Origin of the sequence: Streptosporangium becharense (genome assembly GCF_014204985.1) — a bacterium.
Taxonomy (GTDB): domain Bacteria; phylum Actinomycetota; class Actinomycetes; order Streptosporangiales; family Streptosporangiaceae; genus Streptosporangium; species Streptosporangium becharense.
This window is the reverse complement of the sequence record NZ_JACHMP010000001.1, coordinates 1,705,978-1,723,542: the sequence shown is the minus strand read 5'-3', so window position 1 is coordinate 1,723,542 and position 17,565 is coordinate 1,705,978. Positions and strand designations below refer to the sequence as shown.

Genomic DNA, 17,565 nt, shown 5'->3' with positions numbered 1-17,565 from the left:
CAGGTAGCCGTACCCTTGACGTGAAGACCGATCCGAGTAGGGGCCGTGATGAGTTCAGCCGGAGAGGGCCTGTCTCGTCCGCTACCCGAGCAGGTTCGTTTACACGTCGTGGAGCTGGCGTCCCAGGTTCTGGGGTCGATGCCCGCGGCTTCGGTGCCCGCTCCCCTGCGGGGGATCGCCAGGTTCGATCCCCGCAAGCGGGCCAAGCTGGGGAGCGCGCCGATCGCGGCCCAGCTGGAGACCGACAAGAAGTTTCGTGAGCTGGTCGCCGAGGCGGTGACGGCCGGCTGGCCCGAGCTGGCCGAGAGCCTCGCCGAGGGGTCGGTGCCCCCGGCCGCCGAGCCCGTCCTGGTCGCCGCCGCCGCCTATCTGACCCGCCCGCCGGGCTGGGTGGGCATGGTGGAGACCGCCCGCGCGGATCTGGAGCGCTCGGCCGTGGTGGCCGAGGGCACCGCGCAGGAGCAGCTGCTCGCGCGGTTGCGCGAGCAGCTGGCGGCGCAGAAGGCCGCGGCCAAGGAGGAGGCCGACCGGCTGCGCGAACAGCTCAAGTCGTCCCGCTCGGAGATCTCCGACCTGCGCCGCAGGCTGCACGACGCCCGCGAGCGCGCCAGGGCCGCCGAGGCGCGGGCCGCGGAGGTCCAGGCGGAGGCCGAGGAGGCCAAGGCCGCCGTGCTCTCGGCGGGCAACACGGCGGACGGTGAGCTGCGCCGTCTGCGTGAGCGCCTGGCCGACACCGAGCGCCAGCTGGAGGCGACCCGCCGGGCCGCCAGGGAGGGCCGCAGCGTCGAGGACACCAAGGTGCGCATGCTCCTCGACGTCCTCCAGGACGCCGCCGCCGGTCTGCGCAGGGAGCTCGCTCTGCCGCCCAGCATCCACCGGCCCGCCGACTCGGTGACCTCGGTCGTCCCGGGTGGGCAGGGGGTCCAGGCGGTGCCCGCGCGGGCGCTCGCCGATGACGACCCCGCGCTGCTCGACCAGCTGCTCGCGCTGCCGCAGATCCACCTGATCGTCGACGGCTACAACGTGACCAAGACGGGGTACGGCACGCTCACCCTCGCCGACCAGCGCAACCGCCTGCTGACCGGTCTCGGCGGGCTCTACGCGCAGACCCGCACCGAGTTGACCTGCGTCTTCGACGGAGCCGAACTGAACGGCCCGGTTCCGGTCTCGGCTCCCCGGGGGGTGCGGGTGCTGTTCAGCTCGCCCGGACAGATCGCCGACGACCTGATCCGCCAGCTGGTGCGCGCCGAACCCCAGGGGCGGGCGGTCGCGGTGGTCTCCTCCGACCGTGAGGTCGCCGAATCGGTCCGCAGAATGGGCGCCCGCCCGGTGCCCTCCATGCTGCTCCTGCGCCGTCTGGGGCGTGGCTGACCGGCGGTCAACCACGGCGCTTCCACATTCTCCACAAGATACGTAAACCTTTTGCGGCCGTGGCGCATCGGATCACGCAGGAGGTCGATTCGATGAAGAAGATCATAGCGCTCGCCTGCGTCGCCGTCGCCGTGGCCGTTCCCGCCGCGTCCGCGATCCCCGCGGCCGCCGTCGCGGCGCCCGCCATCCCCAAGGGTTTCCTGCTGTACGAGAAGGACGCCGCCAAGAAGGACGACGACCCCGAGACGAACTGGAAGGTCAGCCACTCGGTCAAGGCCAAGCTCGCCGTCAATCCGTGCGACAGGGGCAGCCTGGCCAGAGTCGGCCGGGTGGCGGCCCGCACGGTGACCTTCACCGGGGTGCCCGACTTCATGAAGGTCGAGCAGGTCGTCCTGTACGCCTCGCCGGCCGACGCCGCCAAGGCCGTCACCCAGGTGCGGTCCGCGCTGGCCGCCTGCGGGACGACGACGAGCGCCGGCTCCACCTACCGGTACGTCCCCACCCCCGTCACCGGTCTCGGCGACGAGGCGCTGAAGGTCTCCGGGCAGGTCTACTACGGCAAGAAGGCCGGGGTGGGCGGTGACCGCAGCGTGCTGGTCAGGAAGGGGAACGCCGTCCTGGTCTACCTCTGGGCGGGGGAGTACAGTGCGCCGGCCAAGGCCGACTGGGCCACCCAGCTCCGCGACGCCAGGAGGATGACGGCCAAGATCTGCGCCATCGCCGCCTGCCGCTGAGGAACGAACTTGGCGAAAAGGTGAGCTGGTCCTTACTTCTTCTGTACTATTTCGCCGCAGTCGATGCGTTCGGGAGGCGTTGTCGTGGCCGTGGCGGGTATGCCGGGTAGGTTGGTTCGGATTCCGGTTGCTGCCGGGCTCGCTTTCGCGCTCGTGATGGCCGTTCCCACCGGCAGTGCCGGTGCCGAGCCGAAGCCGACGCTCGCCCAGGCGAAGAAGAAGCTGGACAAGCTCAACGAGCAGGCTGACCAGGTCGTCGAGAAGTACAACCAGGCCTCCGAGAAGTGGAAGCGGGCCAGGAAGAAGTACCAGACGCTCAACGCCGACCTCACCCGGCAGAGCGAGCGGGTCGCGGGCCTGCGCAAGGAACTCGTCACCATGGCCGTCAGCAGCTACCAGTTCGGAGCGGTCGGCGGACTGGAGAACCTGGTCAGCCAGGCCGACCCCGGCGCTCTGCTGAGCGGGCTGGCCACGGCCGACCAGATGTCCGCCACCCGTGCCCAGTCCCTGAACGCCTTCGACGAGGCCACCAAGGAGCTGCGGGACAGCCGCGACAAGGCCAAGCAGGCGTTGGACGAGGCGGACCAGACGCGTGACGAACTGGCCGGGGAGAAGGCCAAGGCCGAGAAGATGATCAAGGCGCAGAAGAAGCTCCTGCGGGAGCTCGGCGCCTACAACCCCGGCGACCCCAACAGCGCCGGCATCCAGTACAACGGCCCGGCGTCGGGCAACGCCCGTGCCGCCCTGGAGTTCGCCTTCGCCCAGATCGGCAAGCCGTACCAGTACGGCGGCACCGGCCCGGGCGGCTGGGACTGCTCCGGCCTGGTCCAGGCCGCCTGGCGCAGCGGCGGCGTCAGCCTGCCCCGTACGACCTGGGAGCAGTGGAGCTGGGGCGCCGCGCGCAAGGTCTCGCTGAACGAGCTTCAGGCGGGCGACCTGATCTTCAGTGAAGGGCTCGGCCACGTCGGCATGTACACCGGAGACGGGCGGGTCGTGCACGCCCCGCAGACCGGCGACGTCGTCAAGGTCGTCCCCCTGTCCGGTTACGGCCGCCGCCTCGTCGGAGCCGTCCGCCCCTGAGCCGTCCCGGGTTCACCGCTGGACACCGTCCCTCCCTGGGCGGCCTTGGATTCGCCGCTGAGCGCCTTTCGTTCTTTTCGGGCGGCTTGGGACCGATGGTGGGGGACCGCGCTCCATTCCGGGCTGTGGGGCCGGCCGGTGGTGGCGGGGAAGCGCGCTGCGGGCCTCGGTGATCCGCGCCGTGCCTGGCCCGCATCGCCTGCCGGTGCTCTGCTGCTCGTCGGCGGTCTGCGACGCTCGCCGATGGTCTGCGACGGCCGCTCTCGTTCTCCGCTTCTCCGCGCACCTTGCTCCGCGCACCGTGCCCGGTTCCCTCCACCGCCGCTCCCGAACCGATGTGTCCGTGCCCTCGCCGGGTTCGGGAGCGCCGCGCCTGCCGCGGCGCTGGCCCCGGGCGGGTGCCTTGGAGTGCCCTTGGGTGCCTTCAGGGCCGAACTGGGTGTCTCCCGTTCCGGCGGGGAACAAACCAAGATCTACATCACTGTGACGCATGTTACATATGGGGCGATCTCTACGGTGTGGTGCGAGGAATGTGACGAGGATCATATCTCGTTACTATAAATATGCATTAAGCAGGGATAACGGGTAGATCACGAAGCCATTTTCGATCTACACGGTTGGGGAGACCTTTGCCGGATGTTGAGGATCCGGGTACCTTCTGGCCTCGCGGCTGCAAGCCATGCTGCCGCGGTCGAGACCGGCCTCCGGGCCGGTTCCCGCATAGAGAATCCAACCGGCCACCGTTCCCTCTGCCCGGGGGTACGCCCCCACGCGGTGGCCTGCCGAATTCGTGCAGCCAGGAGGCACGAAACCGGGGACCCAAAGGGCCCGCGAAAGCATGGCCAGGGGTGAATCGGCAGTTCCATGCCGTAGGGCATCTTCCAAGCCCGAATCCGTCAGCTAACCCGGTAGGCATCAATGGAAGTCCCAAGGAGAAATCCTGTCTACCACCCTGCACAACCCCCGTCGTTCGCATCTTCTCCGCCTCTCCCTCGGCGGGTTCGCCCTCACTCTGACCGCCTCAGCCGGAGCGGTCACCCTGGGGCCCATGACGACGAATGCGATGGCGGACAGCGCGCCCGCGCTTCAGGTCAACGGCACCGCGAGCGGTTCCGAGCAGGCCGGGAACACCGAGGGCACCGCGAGTGCCGCGAGTGCCGGAAGCGCCGACAGCGAGGGCAAGGCCGAAACCGACGCCAAGGCCGAGAGCAAGGCCAAGAGCGGCGAGAGCAGGGCCAAGGCCAAGCTGAGCAAGGCCGCGCTGCAGAAGATCCGGGCGGGCAAGGCCGTCTCGGTGGCCAAGAAGCAGATCGGCGATCCGTACCGGTGGGGAGCCACCGGCCCCGGCGCGTTCGACTGCTCCGGGCTCGTCAAGTACGCCTGGGGCAAGGCCGGCGTGACCCTGCCCAGGATCACGCACAGCCAGTACCGGGCGATCAGGAAGAAGGTCTCGTGGAGCAATCTGCGCCCCGGTGACCTGCTGTTCTTCAGTGGAAAGGGCCATGTCGGCATGTATGTCGGCAAGGGGCGGATGGTCCACTCGCCGAGCAGCGGCAAGACGGTCCGGATCGTGAAGCTGAAGGGGCACTACCGGTCCTCCTTCGCCGGAGCGGCCCGGCCGGGAGCCTGATCGGCGGATGACGGCCCCGTCCATCCTCCGGGAGGGACGGGGCCGATCCACGTCCGCCGGTCTTCGAGCCGATCCACGTCCGCCGGTCGGTCCGGTCTTCGAGCCGATCCACGTCCGCCGGTCGGCCCCCGTCTCCGGGCAGGCGTCCCCGCGTCGGCCCGACTGCGTTCGCCGCCGTGTCATCACCGTCGGCGTCGCGCGGCGCGTCCCGGCCGGATCCGTGACCGTCAAGTAGTATCGAGCCGTATGTCCACCCCGAAAGGGCGCCGCGCCGTGCTCGCCGGGATGCTGGCGCTGATGAGCGCCGGTTCGCTCTCCGGGGCCGGGCCGCTGCACGGCGGTGCCGGGTGGTCCTCGCGCGAGCCGGACACCGCACCCGATGCCCCGGGAAGCCCCCGGGCCTCCGCGCCGGAGACCCCGCCGGGCGGCCCCCGCGTCCTCCCCGGGTTTCCCCGCGACCTCCGCGACCTGCCGCCCGACCTCCGTGACCTGCCACCGGACGTTCCGGGACTATGGCCCGGTGAGGTCACCGCCGTCCGGGGCGAGCACTCCCTGGTGCTCGGTCACCGGGTCCCGTCCACCGCCCTGCGTGACCTGGCGGTCCGGGCCGACCAGGCCCGCCGCGCGGTCGGGGCCGTCTGGGGGCCGGTGCGGGCCCTGGTCCTGTTCCCCGCCACCGACGCCGAGGCCGCGGCGCTCGCCGGGGCCGGGAGCACCCGGGGACTGGCCGCGATGGCGACGGCCGACCGGGTGATCGTCCTGCCCTCGGGTTACGCGCGGCTCACCCCGACCGGCCGGGACGTGGTCGTCGCCCACGAGCTCACCCACGTGGCCACCGGCGCGACCCGGGGCGGCCGGGTGCCGGTGTGGCTGTCGGAGGGGTTCGCCGACTACGTGGGATACCGCGACGCCCCGATCCCGGTCCGCGAGGCCGCCGCCGAACTCGCCACGGAGGTGCGCGCGGGCACCGTCCCCGTCCGCCTCCCGGTGTCCGCCGACTTCGCCCCCGGCGCCCCCCGCCTCGCCCAGGCGTACGAGGAGGCGTGGCTCGCCTGCCGGTTCATCGCGGAGCGCTTCGGCGAGAGGGCACTGGTGAGGCTCTACGGTAACGATGTCGGGAGCACGCTGGGCCTGCCGGAGGCCGGGCTCACCGAGGCATGGCGCGACTACCTCCGGAGGGAACTCACCTGATGCCGATCACGACGGAGAAGCCCGCGGGCACGCGCGCGGCGGGGTGGGCGCTGGCCGCTCTCGGAGCGGTCACGCTGGCGGTGGTGGCGTTCACCACGCCCTGGCGGACGCTGCCCGGGAACGCGCCGCAGGTCGCTCCGGACCCGGCCCGTGACTTCACCCCCGCCCAGATCGCCCGGTCCGAGACCTTCGACGCGCTGGTCGGCGTCCCCGGCTACCTGTCACTGGGGCTCACCCTGGTCGTCGCCGGGGTGCTGGTGGCCACCCCGCTGGGCGGGCGGCTGGTCGGCCGCCTGCGAGGGCCGTGGTGGTGGCGGGCACTGCTGGGCGTCGTGGCGCTGTCCGCGGCGACCGAGGCGCTGCGCTGGCCGCTGGGCGTGTGGTCGGAGACCTACCTGCGTGACTTCGGGCTGTCCACCCAGACCTGGCTGACCTGGACGGCCGACCGGCTCAAGAACATCGGCGTCAGGACCGCGCTGATCGCGATCATGGTGCTGGCCGTCATCGCGCTGGCGCGGCGTTACCGGAACTGGTGGATCCCCGCGGCGGCCGGTGCGTTCGGGCTGACCCTGCTGGCGTCGTTCGCCTACCCGGTGGTGGTCGAGCCGCTCTTCAACGACTTCCGGCCGATGCCCGCCGGGCAGCTCCGCGACGATCTGCTGGCCATGGCCGCCCGCGACGGCGTGCCGGTCGACGACGTGCTCGTCGCGGACGCCTCCCGCCGGACCACCGCGCTCAACGCCTACGTCTCCGGGTTCGGCGCGACCCGCAGGATCGTCGTCTACGACACCCTGCTTCAGGCCCCCGCCGACGAGGTGGAGCTGGTGGTGGCGCACGAGCTGGGTCACGCCGAGGCGGGTGACGTGCTGGCGGGCACACTCATCGGCGGTCTCGGCTCGGCCTTCGGCGCCTGCCTGCTCTACGCGGTGACCTCGGCGGGGGCGGTACGGCGGCGGACCGGGCTCTCCTCACTCGGCGACCCGCGGGCGGCGGCCCTGCTGACGGGGGCACTGAGCCTGGCCACGGTCCTGTCGGGGCCGGCGACGAACCTGGTCAGCAGGCACATCGAGGCCCGTGCCGACGCCCACGCGCTGGACCTCACCCGGGACCCGGCGACGTTCGTCGCCATGCAGAAACGGCTTTCGGTCACCAACATCTCGGACCTGTCGCCGGACGTCGTCGAGTATGTGCTCTATGTCTCTCATCCTCCGGCGCCGGAGCGCATCGCCATGGCGCGCTCCTGGGCCCTGCTGAACGGGTTGCGGGAGCCGTGAAACGTACGCTCGTCGTCACGAACGACTTCCCGCCCCGGACCGGTGGCATCCAGTCGTTCGTGCACGGCCTCGTCTCCCGGCTGCCGCCGGACAGCGTGGTCGTCTACGCCCCCGACTGGCCCGGATGCGCGGACTTCGACCTGCGCCAGCCGTACCCGGTCGTGCGGCACCCCACCTCGCTGATGCTGCCCACGCCCGCCGTCGCACGCCGGGCCGCCGGCCTGATCGCCGAGTTCGGGTGCGACACCGTGGTCTTCGGGGCGGCGGCCCCGCTCGGGCTGCTCGCACCCCGGGTACGCGCGGCGGGGGCGGACCGGGTCGTCATGGTCACGCACGGCCACGAGGCGGCGTGGGCCGGGTTCCCGGCCGGCCGCCGCCTGCTCGCACGGATCGGCGCGCACGCCGACGTCGTCACCTACTTGGGCGAGTACACCCGCAGGAGGCTGGCCGGGGCGATCCCGGAGGGCAGGCTCGTCCGGCTCGCGCCCGGAGTCGACACCGCGGTCTTCCACCCCGGCGCGGACGGAGCGCGGGTGCGCGCGGTGCTGGGGCTGGGCGAGCGGCCGGTGGTGGTCTGCCTGTCGAGGCTGGTGCCCCGCAAGGGCCAGGACACGCTGCTGCGCGCCTGGCCCGCGGTACTGCGCGACGTGCCCCGGGCCGTGCTCCTGATCGTCGGCGGCGGCCCCTACCGCAGGAAGCTGGAACGGCTGGCCCGGCCGCTGGGCGGGTCGGTCAGGATGACCGGCCCGGTGCCGGAGGCGGAGCTGCCCGGTCACCTCGCCGCCGGAGACGTGTTCGCCATGCCGTGCCGGACCCGCCTGGGCGGCGCCGACGTCGAAGGGCTCGGCATCGTCTACCTGGAGGCGTCCGCCAGCGGGCTGCCCGTGGTGGCCGGCGCGTCCGGCGGGGCCCCCGACGCCGTACGGCACGGGGAGACCGGCCTGGTGGTCGACGGCAGGTCCCCCCGGGAGGTCGCCGCGGCGCTGTCCGGGCTGCTGAGGGACCCGGTGCGGGCACGGGCCATGGGAGAACGCGGCCGGGAGTGGGTCGCGCGCGAGTGGAGCTGGGACCTCGTCGCCTCCCGGTTCGCCGGGCTCCTCGAACCGGCGTAGACCTCCCGGCCGCGGGGGAGCCGGTCAGCCGTAGAGGGAGTCGATCTCCTGGGCGAAGTCGCGCATCACGAGGTCGCGCTTCACCTTCAGCGACGGGGTGATGTGCCCGCTCTCCTCGGTGAGGTCGGTGTCGAGCACGACGAACTTCTTGATCTGCTCGGCCTTGGAGACGGACCGGTTGGCCTCGTCCACCGCCTTCTGGATCTCGGCGAGGACGGCCGGGTCGGACCGGAGCTCGGCGAGGGCGGCCCCGGACCTGCCGTTGGCGCTCTTCCACTGCTCCAGGGCCTCGGGGTCGAGCGTGACCAGCGCCGCGACGAAGGGACGGTCGTCGCCGACCACCATCGCCTGGCTGACCAGCGGGTGGGCCCGGATGCGGTCCTCCAGCGGGGCCGGGGCGACGTTCTTGCCCGCGGCGGTGACGATGATCTCCTTCTTGCGGCCGGTGATGCGCAGGTAGCCGTCGTTGTCGAGCTCGCCGATGTCACCGGTGTGGAACCAGCCGTCGGCGTCGATCACCTCGGCGGTGGCCTCGTCGTTGTTCCAGTAGCCCGCGAAGACGTGGCGGCCCTTGACCAGCACCTCGCCGTCGTCGCCGACGGCGATGGTGACGCCGGGGAACGGCTTGCCGACGGTGCCCACCTTGTTGGCGCCCGGTATGTTCACCGAGGACGGCGCGGAGGTCTCCGTCAGGCCCCAGCCCTCGAAGACCTCGATGCCCACGCCCCGGAAGAAGTGGCCCAGCCGCTCGCCCAGCGCGGAGCCGCCGCACACCGCGGCCGACAGCCTGCCGCCGGTGGCGGCCCGGAGCTTGGCGTAGACGAGCTTGTCGAACAGCGCGCGCTTGAGGGTGAGGAGCAGCCCGGCGCCGCCGGACGACTCCGCCCTGCTCCAGTCGATGGCGGTGGCGACGGCGGCGTGGAAGATCCGGCTCTTGCCCCCGGCGGCGGCCTTCTGCTCGGCGGTGTTGTAGACCTTCTCGAACACGCGGGGCACGCCGAGCAGGAACGTGGGCTTGAACGACTGCAGGTCGGGGCCGACGTTGCGCATGTTGGGGGTGTGCGCCATGACCGTGGCGGTCTCGACCAGCACGATCTGGATGATGCGCGCGAAGACGTGCGCGAGCGGGAGGAAGAGCAGCGCCGCCCTGCCCTGCACGGTGAACAGCCGCTCCAGCGGGCCGCGCGCCACGTTCCTGGCGGTGAACAGCAGGTTGTCGTGGGTCAGCCGGCAACCCTTGGGCCTGCCGGTGGTGCCCGAGGTGTAGACGATCGTGGCCAGGTCGGCGGCGACGCGGCCGGCCCTGCGTTCGGCCAGCGTCTCGTCGGAGACCTCGGCGCCGTCCGCGGCGAGCCGCTCCAGCCCGCCGCCCTCGATGCGCCAGACGTCCTTGAGCTCCGGCAGCTCCGACGCGCCTTCGCGGACGGTCGCCTCGTGCTCCTCCAGTTCGACGAAGACGGCTCTGGCCCCGCTGTCGGAGAGGATCCACCCGACCTGCTCGGCCGAGGAGGTCTCGTAGATCGGCACGCCGACCGCCCCCGCCGCCCAGACGGCGTAGTCGACGACGGTCCACTCGTAGCGGGTGCGCGACATCAGGGCCACCCGGTCGCCCGGTTCCACACCTGCCGCGATCAGGCCCTTGGCCACCGCCACGACCTGGTCACGGAACTCGGCCGCGGTGACGGCGGACCAGTCGTCCCCGACCCTGCGCCGCATGACCACGGTTCCCGGCTCCTTTTCGGCGCGCTGGAACACCGTGTCGGTCAGGTTGGCGGAGGCGGGGACATCCACCATCACGGGGACGCTGTACTCGCGCACGGGGTCACTCCTGAGGACGCACGATTCGATGGGCTGCCTGGAAGCTATCGCGATGAGTTACGCATGAGTAGATTCGTCACCCAGGCGTTATGGAGGGAGGTTTCACCGTACCAAGCCTCCTCGTGTGAAGATCTCCGGCCGCGCCGTCGCCGCCCCCGTCCCTTCCCTGTCCCTTATGCCGGTATTCATCGATGGTTAGGATCTCCGCATGCGGGTTCATGTCGTCAGTGATGTGCACGGAAGAGCCGACGCCCTGGCCCGTGCGGGAGACGGGGCCGACGCGCTGATCTGCCTCGGCGACCTGATCCTCTTCGTCGATTACGACGACCACTCGCAGGGCATCTTCGCCGAGCTGTTCGGGGCCGAACGCGCCTCGGAGTTCATCGGGTTGCGCACGGCCAAGCGGTTCGACGAGGCCCGCGCGATGTCCGCCGCCCTGTGGGCCTCGCTGGAGGGCGACCCCCGCGACCACATCGAGCGTTCCGTGCGGCGGCAGTACGGTGAGATATTCGCCGCGATGCCGACCCCGGCCTACCTCACCTACGGCAACGTGGACCTGCCGCGCCTGTGGCCGGAGTACGTCAGGGACGGGCACCGGGTGCTCGACGGGGAGACGGTGGAGATCGGCGGCCTGCGGTTCGGGTTCGTCGGGGGCGGCCTGCGCACCCGGTACCGGACCCCCAACGAGATCGACGAGGAGGAGTTCGCCCGCAAGGTCGAGGCGGTGGGCGAGGTGGACGTGCTCTGCTGCCACATCCCCCCCGCCGTCCCCGAGCTGCTCTACGACGTGGTGGCCCGGCGTTTCGAGCGGGGCAGCGAGGCCACGCTGGAGCTGATCCGGCGGACCCAACCGCGCTACGCCCTGTTCGGTCACGTTCACCAGCCCCTGGCGAGCCGCACCCGTATCGGCAGGACCGAGTGCCTCAACGTGGGGCACTTCCGCGGCCGGGGTGTGCCCTTCGCGCTGGAGTGGTAGCGGCCCACCGGGGTCCCGCGGTGGAGCGGTCGCGGGACCCCGGCGGTCCCCGGGCACCCGGCCCCGCCCGGCGCCGCCGGAGTGCGGTTTCCCAGCCAGGTCCGGCGCCGCCGGACGTACGCGGGCGATCGTGAACCGAGTACGGTTAGCCCATGGCTGATCGCACCACTTCCAGCATCACGATCGGCGCGGACCGGTCGACCATCATGACGGTCATCGCCGATTTCCCCTCCTACCCGCAGTGGGCGGGTCAGGTGAAGGCGGTGCAGGTGCTCTCCACCGGGGAGGACGGCCGTCCGGCCACCGTCCGTTTCGTCCTGGACGCAGGTGTGATCAGTGACGAGTACACCCTCGGCTACACCTGGCACGACGACGAGTCCGTCGAGTGGAGCATCGTCGAGGGCGGCAAGATGGTCTCGGGGCTCACCGGCAGCTACCGGCTGGCCGGGACGGGCGGCGGCACCGAGGTGACGTACGAGCTCGCGGTCGAGCTCAAGGTCCCGATGATCGGCATGATCAGGCGCAAGGCGGAGAAGGTCATCATCGACACCGCCCTGAAGGGGCTGAAGAAGCGCGTGGAGGCCCCGTGAGCGGGCCGGCCGCTCCGCTACGGTCCCGAAACCGGGACCCACGCCACCCGGCCGGGTGAGCGGGGTCCGGGCCCTGCCCGCCGCGCAGGTCCGCGGGGCGGGTGCGCGACGCGGCGCTCCGAGAAGGGTTTCTCCGGGTACGGTTCGATTCGGGAGGGCCTGATGACCGATAACACGAACGACGCAGGAAAGACGCGCAAGCCGCGGACGCCCCGGAAGACCGCGGGGACCGAGACGTCCCCGGTGACGTCCACAGCCTCCGGAACGCCGGCCACGCCCGGGGAGGCGGTGGCTCCCGGGGAGGCGGCGAAGGCCCGCACGCCCGCGAAGGGCGGGACGGCGAAGAGGACGACGAGGAGCGGGACGACCGCGAAGGCGGCGGGCGCCGCGGCGAAGGCCGCCCGTACCGCGAAGGCGGCCGACGCCCCCAAGCCTGCGGGTGCGGGCAGGACCACGGGTACGGGCAAGACCACGAGGACCGGCGGAGCCGGTGGTTCGGGCAAGGCCGAGACCGCGGGCAAGGCCGATGAGGCGGCGACCCCGGGCGGGCCGCAGGCCGGGCATGAGACACGGGCCGCGGAAGAGGCTGAGCGTGCCGCGCGGGAAGAGGCCGAGCGTGCCGCGCGGGAAGAGGCCGAGCGTGCCGCGCAGGCCGAGCAGAGGGCACGTGCCGCCTGGTTCGAGCGCGCCGAGCGCGCCGCGCGCGAGACGAGGTCCTGGCGTGCCACGGCGTCTCCCCGTACCGGTCACGCGGAGCGGTCGCCCCGGGCCCAGCACGCGGAACGCGCGGAACACCCCCGGCACGCGGAACGTCCCCGGCACACCGAGCGGCAGCGGAGCGACGAACGCGCCGGGAGCGACCGCCGGTCGCCGGGGGAGGCGCGGTCGGCACGGGCCGGCGACCCGCTGGGCAGCGCGGTCGAGGAGGCGTCCAAGCTTCTGGAGGCCCTGCAGCGCAGAGCCGCCAGGGAGCTGGGCAAGGGTCTGATCAAGGGCACGATGAGCGGGTTCGGCGGCGCGTTCTCCGGTGGCGGCCGCAGGAGAGACCGGGACGTGTGGGAGGAGGCGGTCTCCGATCACGAGGAGTACATCTGCCGGGCCTGCCCCGTCTGCCGCGCCATGGCCGCCCAGCGCGAGTCGGGCGGCGCCGTCACCGAGCACCTCGTACAGGCCGGCACGGAGTTGTTCGCCGCGTTCAAGTCGGCCGTCGACGGGCTGAACAGCCCTCCGCCGGGCCGCCGGGCACGGGAGCGCGGGCGAGAGGAACCCCCCGTGGAGCACATCGACCTGGGGTGAGCCCAGGGGGAAAGGGTGAGTGGACAATGGCGCTGACCATCGGCGTTGACATCGGCGGGACGAAGGTCGCGGCGGGAGTGGTCGACGAGGAGGGCCAGATCGTCGAGCATCTTCTGCGGCCCACTCCGGCCGACAATCCCGATCAGGTCGCTCATACGGTCGCCGACGCGATCCTGGAACTCGCCAAGAGCCGGGAGATCGAAGCGGTGGGGCTCGGTGCCGCCGGGTTCGTCGACGAGACCCGGTCCGTGGTGCGGTTCGCCCCTAACCTCGCCTGGCGCGAGGAGCCCCTGCAGAAGAAGGTGTCCGACCTCGTCGGTCTGCCCGTCGTGGTGGAGAACGACGCCAACGCGATGGCGTGGGGTGAGGCGCGGTTCGGCGCCGGACGCGGTGAGAGCCACGTGGTGTGCGTGACCGTCGGCACGGGCATCGGCGGCGGCATCGTGTTCGACGGCTCGCTCTACCGGGGCCGCTGGGGCATGGGCGCCGAGCTGGGGCACATGCAGACGGTCCCCGAGGGGCGGTTGTGCGGCTGCGGCAACCTCGGCTGCTGGGAGCAGTACGCCAGCGGCAACGCCCTCGCCAAGGAGGCCAGGAGGATGGCCGAGCACGACCCGGAGCGGGCCGCCACGCTGCTGGAGATCGCCGGAGGCACCCCCGACCGGATCGACGGCAACGAGGTCACCGAGGCCGCCCGCCAGGGTGACCCGGTGGCGCTGGACGCGTTCTCCTGGATCGCCCGCTGGATCGGCCAGGGCCTGGCCGATCTCGCCGCCGTCCTCGACCCGGGCTGCTTCATCCTCGGCGGCGGCGTGTCGACCGCCGCCGACATCTGGTTCGACCAGGCCAGGGAGAGCTTCCTCCGCTCGCTGACCGGGCGGGGGCACCGTCCGCCGGCCGACGTCCGCCTGGCCGAGCTCGGCGCCTCCGCGGGACTGGTCGGCGCGGCGGACCTGGCACGGCATCGCTGATCCCGCACCGCCCTCCCGCGTTCCGCGGGGCCGCGTACGCGCGGGGCGGCTCCCCCTGCCGGACGCGGGCGTCGGCGGGAGGGTGACGCGGTCACGCCCGCGGTGTCCACCGGTGAAGTGGAGTGGTCGCGTGGTGCTCAGGGTCGCCAGCTACAACGTCCGCTCGATGAAGGACGACGTCGGGGCGCTGGAGCGGGTGGTCGCCGCGCTCCGCGCCGACGTGCTGTGCGTGCAGGAGGCACCCCGCTTCCTGCGCTGGCGCCGCAAACGCGTGCGGCTCGCCGCCTTCGGCGGGCTGAGCGTGGTGGCGGGCCGCCGCAGGGGCGGTGTCGCCGTCCTGGCCGGGCCCGGGGTGAGGGTGGTGCACGGGGAGGGACACCTGCTGCAGCCCTTCCTCGGCCTGGAACGGCGCGCCATCGCCATCGGCGTGGTGGAGTCCGACGGATGGCGTGCCGCCGTGGGCTCCGTCCACCTGGACCTGGACGAGACCGCCCGGGTGCGCCACGCGGCCGAGGCGCTGGCGCTGCTGCGGGCCACGGCCGACCGGTTCGACGCGCTGCCGGTGCTGGCCGGGGACATCAACGAGCAGGCGGACCAGCCGGGCTGGCGGCATCTCACCGAGCGGCTGACCGACTGCTATCCGGTCTCGCCGCGCGGCGCGGGTCTCACCTTCCCGGCCCGCGGTCCGCACCTGCGCATCGATGCGATTTTCGCGGCGCCGGACCTGTCCGTGGTCTCCTGCGGCGACGCCGGGGCCGACCCCGCCGACTTGGTGGCCGCCACCGACCATCTTCCGGTGATCGCCGAGTTGACCTGCGCTGATCCGGGTGGGATCGGCGGTGCGGGCGAAGCGGCCCGGGACCTCGGAAGCGGTCTCGGGCGGCACGGCGCCGGTGAGAATCGGTAGATCGTCTTTCCCGATCGTGACCATCATCTGGCCGGAGCTGCACGCGACGATGGGAAGCCGCCCGTACCATTTGGTGCATGACCCGTCGCCTTCCGCGGCGTGCGCTGGCTCTGTGCGCGGGAGGCCTGCTCCTGCTGTCCTCGCACCCGTCCGTCGCTCACGCCGACCCTGTCAGCCCGCCCGTGGCGGAGGCGTGGCAGGCTCCGGCCAGCGCCGGGTTGAGCAAGGACGGCTCGCTGTCCGACGTGGCGGCGGTCTCGGCCACGAGCATCTGGGCGGTCGGCCAGCAGAGCGTCTGGGACGTCTGGCAGAGCCGCGGCGCGATCACCCACTGGGACGGCTCGTCGTGGAACGAGGTCGGCATCCGCAACGACCCCACCGGGGCGGGATCGCTGCGTTCCATCGCGGCGGCCTCCGCGGACGAGCTCTGGGCGGTGGGTGAGGGCCACGACGGCCTGCCGTACCTGGCCAGGGGAGACGGGGCGTCCTTCGACCGGGTCGTCCTCGACCGGCTGCACGTGGGCGACTGGCTCGGCGGCGTCGCCGCCGTCTCAGGCAGGGTGACCGCCGTCGGCCGCCGCGACGGGCAACCGCTGATGGTGACCGGTGCCGACGGGAAGTGGAAGCTGACCCACCTTCCCGACCGGGGCACGCTGTACGGGGTGTCGCTGTCCGGGAAGAGCGAGGGCTGGGCGGTGGGCGACGCCGACGGCAAGCCGCTGATCATGAGGCAGTCCGACGGGCGCTGGAAGCCGTTCAAGACCCCCGACATTCCCGGCGGCTACCTGCGCGACGTCCACATCGACGGCCCCAGGCGGGCCCTGGCCGTCGGCGGGGTCCACCAGAGCGGCGGCGAGGTCGTCCCGCTGGTCCTGTCGTGGAACGGCAGGAAATGGTCCCGGGTGACCCCGCCGCCCGGGGACGTCCGTCTGTACGGGGTGACCGGCGACCGCAAGGGCCACTTCTGGATCTCCGGGGTCGATCTCGGGCAGCCCGGAGAGGCGTTCCTGGCCCGCTACGACGGCCGCACGGTCGAGCCGCTGCGCGGCCCCGAGGCGGACACCTCCCGGACGGTGCGCCTGCAGTCGGTGGCCTACCTGCCGGGCACCGGCACCGTGTGGGCCGTCGGCCACGTGGTCGACGCCTCCGGCAGGTACACCGACGTGATCGAGCGCTTCGGCGTCCCCAAGCCGTAGCCGTAAGCCGCACCGGGTCGTAACGGGCTGGGCCGTACCGAGCCGGGCCGTACCGGGCTGGGCCGGGTCGTGCGGCGCCGGAGCGTGCGGCACGGGGACGGCGATGCTCAGACGACGGCGCCGTCGTCCCAGCCGGAGCCGCCGGGCGGGCCGTCACCCATGCGGACCACCAGCGCCACGAAGCCGCCGATGAACGCGGCGACCGCGGTGAACAGCATCCAGCCTTCCAGATGCCAGTTCAGCGCCGCGCTGAGCAGCAGATAGGCGGGACCGCCGAACAACGCCAACCACGCGATCTTGGTGGTGGTGTCGGTCTTGGGCAACGGAGGCGGCGGTGGCGGCACGTAGTGCCCCTCGTCGTCCGCGTCGGCCTGCTCACCCTCGGACTCGTGTCCGGGCGTGGGAAGGTCGTCCTCCCGCAGGAGCTCTTCCTCGTCCGACTGCTTGATCACCCGTCGCGGAGGTTCGGCCGGCAGATTCTCGCTGTCCGGCCAGGGCTGATCGCCCGAGGCGCGCTCGGCGGTGTCGTTGAAGGAGGCGACGATCTGACGCCAGACCTCGTCCTCATCGCTTTGAGGTGTCACTTAGCTGGGCCCGTTGCTCATCGGCCGATCACTTTCTCCCGGAGACCGCGCATCCCCCGCTCGCGATCAGTCTCCCTGCAAGGGTACAGACGCGTACGTCCTGATGAACTCCAGGCTCCCGGCAAAGATCCGATCGGCATCGTTGTCAAGCGTCGCGACGTGGTAGCTGTCGGCGAGCTCCACCACATTCAGATTCCCCCTGGTCAGCTTTTCCCGCAGAATACGCACACTGGTCGGTTTCACCACATGGTCCTGCGGGCTGTGGAAGACCAGTACGGGCTGGGTGATCTTTTCCAGCTCGGACCGGGTCAACGCCCACAGCCGGGGCAGGGAGGCCGCGGCCCTGACCGGCGTGCGAGTGTAGCCGAGCTCGGCCGCCCCCTCCTTCTTGATGTCTCCGGCCACCCCCGGGACCGAGGAGATCACGAACTTCAGCACCGGCGCCAGCTTCAGCAGCGGCACGTCGTTGGCCACCGACGGGTTGACGACCACCACCCCGGTGATCCCCGCACCGTGCACCTCCGCCAGCCGCAGCGCCAGGCAGCCCCCGAGCGACAGGCCCATGACGAAGACCTCGTCGCAGCGCCCCCGCAGATCGCCCAGGGACCTGTCGAGCTCGGCGTACCAGTCTTCCCAGCGGGTGCGGCTCATCTCCTGCCAGGTGGTGCCGTGGCCCGGCAGCCGGGGGAGCGCCACGGTCATGCCGGCCTCGGCCAGATACTCGGCCCAGGGACGCAGAGACTGCGGCGACCCGGTGAATCCGTGGCAGAGCAGGACGCCGATCCGCCCTCCCTCGTGGTGGTACGGCTCGGCGCCGGGCATGACTGGCATCGCG

Annotated in this window: 16 protein-coding genes and 1 riboswitch; of the genes, 13 read left to right on the top strand and 3 right to left on the bottom strand. The window is 72.0% G+C overall.

The window, feature by feature from the left end; translation table 11 throughout:
• The first annotated feature begins 108 nt into the window (after positions 1-108).
• The 7 genes from F4562_RS07360 to F4562_RS07330 all read left to right on the top strand — a co-directional run bounded on the left by F4562_RS07360 (position 109) and on the right by F4562_RS07330 (position 8,392).
• Positions 109-1,371 (top strand): NYN domain-containing protein, encoded by a 1,263-nt coding sequence (locus F4562_RS07360; RefSeq protein WP_311734010.1) that lies wholly within the window; start codon positions 109-111, stop codon positions 1,369-1,371.
• A 92-nt stretch (positions 1,372-1,463) separates the two neighbouring features.
• Complete coding sequence (locus F4562_RS07355; RefSeq protein WP_184541913.1) at positions 1,464-2,105, top strand: sensor domain-containing protein; 642 nt, start codon at positions 1,464-1,466, stop codon at positions 2,103-2,105.
• A 156-nt stretch (positions 2,106-2,261) separates the two neighbouring features.
• Positions 2,262-3,185, top strand: a complete 924-nt coding sequence (locus F4562_RS07350; protein ID WP_246473380.1) for a C40 family peptidase — start codon at positions 2,262-2,264, stop codon at positions 3,183-3,185.
• A 770-nt stretch (positions 3,186-3,955) separates the two neighbouring features.
• A riboswitch (cyclic di-AMP (ydaO/yuaA leader) is annotated at positions 3,956-4,115 on the top strand.
• Positions 4,116-4,233: 118 nt separating this feature from the next.
• Entirely contained in the window at positions 4,234-4,815 is a 582-nt protein-coding gene (locus F4562_RS07345) for a C40 family peptidase (RefSeq protein ID WP_246473379.1), read from the top strand.
• A 246-nt stretch (positions 4,816-5,061) separates the two neighbouring features.
• Positions 5,062-6,006 (top strand): gluzincin family metallopeptidase, encoded by a 945-nt coding sequence (locus F4562_RS07340; RefSeq protein ID WP_184541910.1) that lies wholly within the window; start codon positions 5,062-5,064, stop codon positions 6,004-6,006.
• Complete coding sequence (locus F4562_RS07335; protein ID WP_184541908.1) at positions 6,006-7,280, top strand: M48 family metallopeptidase; 1,275 nt, start codon at positions 6,006-6,008, stop codon at positions 7,278-7,280. The genes F4562_RS07340 and F4562_RS07335 overlap by 1 nt, the downstream gene beginning before the upstream one ends.
• Positions 7,277-8,392 (top strand): glycosyltransferase family 4 protein, encoded by a 1,116-nt coding sequence (locus F4562_RS07330; RefSeq protein ID WP_184541906.1) that lies wholly within the window; start codon positions 7,277-7,279, stop codon positions 8,390-8,392. Before F4562_RS07335 ends, F4562_RS07330 begins: the two co-directional genes overlap by 4 nt.
• 24 nt (positions 8,393-8,416) lie before the next feature.
• On the opposite strand, the gene F4562_RS07325 is transcribed toward F4562_RS07330, so the two are convergent.
• On the bottom strand, positions 8,417-10,210 hold the full coding sequence (locus F4562_RS07325; protein ID WP_184541904.1) for an AMP-dependent synthetase/ligase: 1,794 nt from the start codon (positions 10,208-10,210) through the stop codon (positions 8,417-8,419).
• 232 nt (positions 10,211-10,442) lie between these two features.
• Between F4562_RS07325 and F4562_RS07320 the strand changes: the two genes are divergently transcribed.
• The 6 genes from F4562_RS07320 to F4562_RS07295 all read left to right on the top strand — a co-directional run bounded on the left by F4562_RS07320 (position 10,443) and on the right by F4562_RS07295 (position 16,146).
• Positions 10,443-11,186 (top strand): metallophosphoesterase family protein, encoded by a 744-nt coding sequence (locus tag F4562_RS07320; RefSeq protein ID WP_375782472.1) that lies wholly within the window; start codon positions 10,443-10,445, stop codon positions 11,184-11,186.
• Positions 11,187-11,338: 152 nt separating this feature from the next.
• Complete coding sequence (locus tag F4562_RS07315) at positions 11,339-11,776, top strand: SRPBCC family protein (RefSeq protein WP_184541900.1); 438 nt, start codon at positions 11,339-11,341, stop codon at positions 11,774-11,776.
• A gap of 162 nt (positions 11,777-11,938) precedes the next feature.
• Positions 11,939-13,072, top strand: coding sequence for a hypothetical protein (locus F4562_RS07310; RefSeq protein ID WP_184541898.1), 1,134 nt, complete (start codon positions 11,939-11,941; stop codon positions 13,070-13,072).
• A 26-nt stretch (positions 13,073-13,098) separates the two neighbouring features.
• Positions 13,099-14,043: an ROK family glucokinase gene (locus F4562_RS07305; RefSeq protein WP_184541896.1), complete on the top strand. Its 945-nt coding sequence runs from the start codon at positions 13,099-13,101 to the stop codon at positions 14,041-14,043.
• A gap of 130 nt (positions 14,044-14,173) precedes the next feature.
• Positions 14,174-14,950: an endonuclease/exonuclease/phosphatase family protein gene (locus tag F4562_RS07300; protein WP_184541887.1), complete on the top strand. Its 777-nt coding sequence runs from the start codon at positions 14,174-14,176 to the stop codon at positions 14,948-14,950.
• A 77-nt stretch (positions 14,951-15,027) separates the two neighbouring features.
• Entirely contained in the window at positions 15,028-16,146 is a 1,119-nt protein-coding gene (locus F4562_RS07295; RefSeq protein WP_184541877.1) for a hypothetical protein, read from the top strand.
• Between the two features lie 107 nt (positions 16,147-16,253).
• Here the strand turns inward: F4562_RS07295 and F4562_RS07290 are convergent, their stop codons facing one another.
• Positions 16,254-16,730, bottom strand: coding sequence for a hypothetical protein (locus F4562_RS07290; protein WP_184541875.1), 477 nt, complete (start codon positions 16,728-16,730; stop codon positions 16,254-16,256).
• Positions 16,731-16,796: 66 nt separating this feature from the next.
• Complete coding sequence (locus F4562_RS07285; RefSeq protein ID WP_184541873.1) at positions 16,797-17,561, bottom strand: alpha/beta hydrolase; 765 nt, start codon at positions 17,559-17,561, stop codon at positions 16,797-16,799.
• Between the last annotated feature and the right edge of the window lie 4 nt (positions 17,562-17,565).

What these genes read in the sequence shown, in the direction of transcription:
- F4562_RS07350 (WP_246473380.1), top strand. Translation starts at nt 2,262, where the DNA reads ATGGCCGTTCCCACCGGCAGTGCCGGTGCCGAGCCGAAGCCGACGCTC.
- F4562_RS07345 (WP_246473379.1), top strand. Translation starts at nt 4,234, where the DNA reads ATGACGACGAATGCGATGGCGGACAGCGCGCCCGCGCTTCAGGTCAAC.
- F4562_RS07335 (WP_184541908.1), top strand. Translation starts at nt 6,006, where the DNA reads ATGCCGATCACGACGGAGAAGCCCGCGGGCACGCGCGCGGCGGGGTGG.
- F4562_RS07295 (WP_184541877.1), top strand. Translation starts at nt 15,028, where the DNA reads ATGACCCGTCGCCTTCCGCGGCGTGCGCTGGCTCTGTGCGCGGGAGGC.
- F4562_RS07285 (WP_184541873.1), bottom strand. Translation starts at nt 17,561, where the DNA reads ATGCCAGTCATGCCCGGCGCCGAGCCGTACCACCACGAGGGAGGGCGG.
- F4562_RS07355 (WP_184541913.1), top strand. Translation starts at nt 1,464, where the DNA reads ATGAAGAAGATCATAGCGCTCGCCTGCGTCGCCGTCGCCGTGGCCGTT.
- F4562_RS07305 (WP_184541896.1), top strand. Translation starts at nt 13,099, where the DNA reads ATGGCGCTGACCATCGGCGTTGACATCGGCGGGACGAAGGTCGCGGCG.
- F4562_RS07315 (WP_184541900.1), top strand. Translation starts at nt 11,339, where the DNA reads ATGGCTGATCGCACCACTTCCAGCATCACGATCGGCGCGGACCGGTCG.
- F4562_RS07340 (WP_184541910.1), top strand. Translation starts at nt 5,062, where the DNA reads ATGTCCACCCCGAAAGGGCGCCGCGCCGTGCTCGCCGGGATGCTGGCG.
- F4562_RS07310 (WP_184541898.1), top strand. Translation starts at nt 11,939, where the DNA reads ATGACCGATAACACGAACGACGCAGGAAAGACGCGCAAGCCGCGGACG.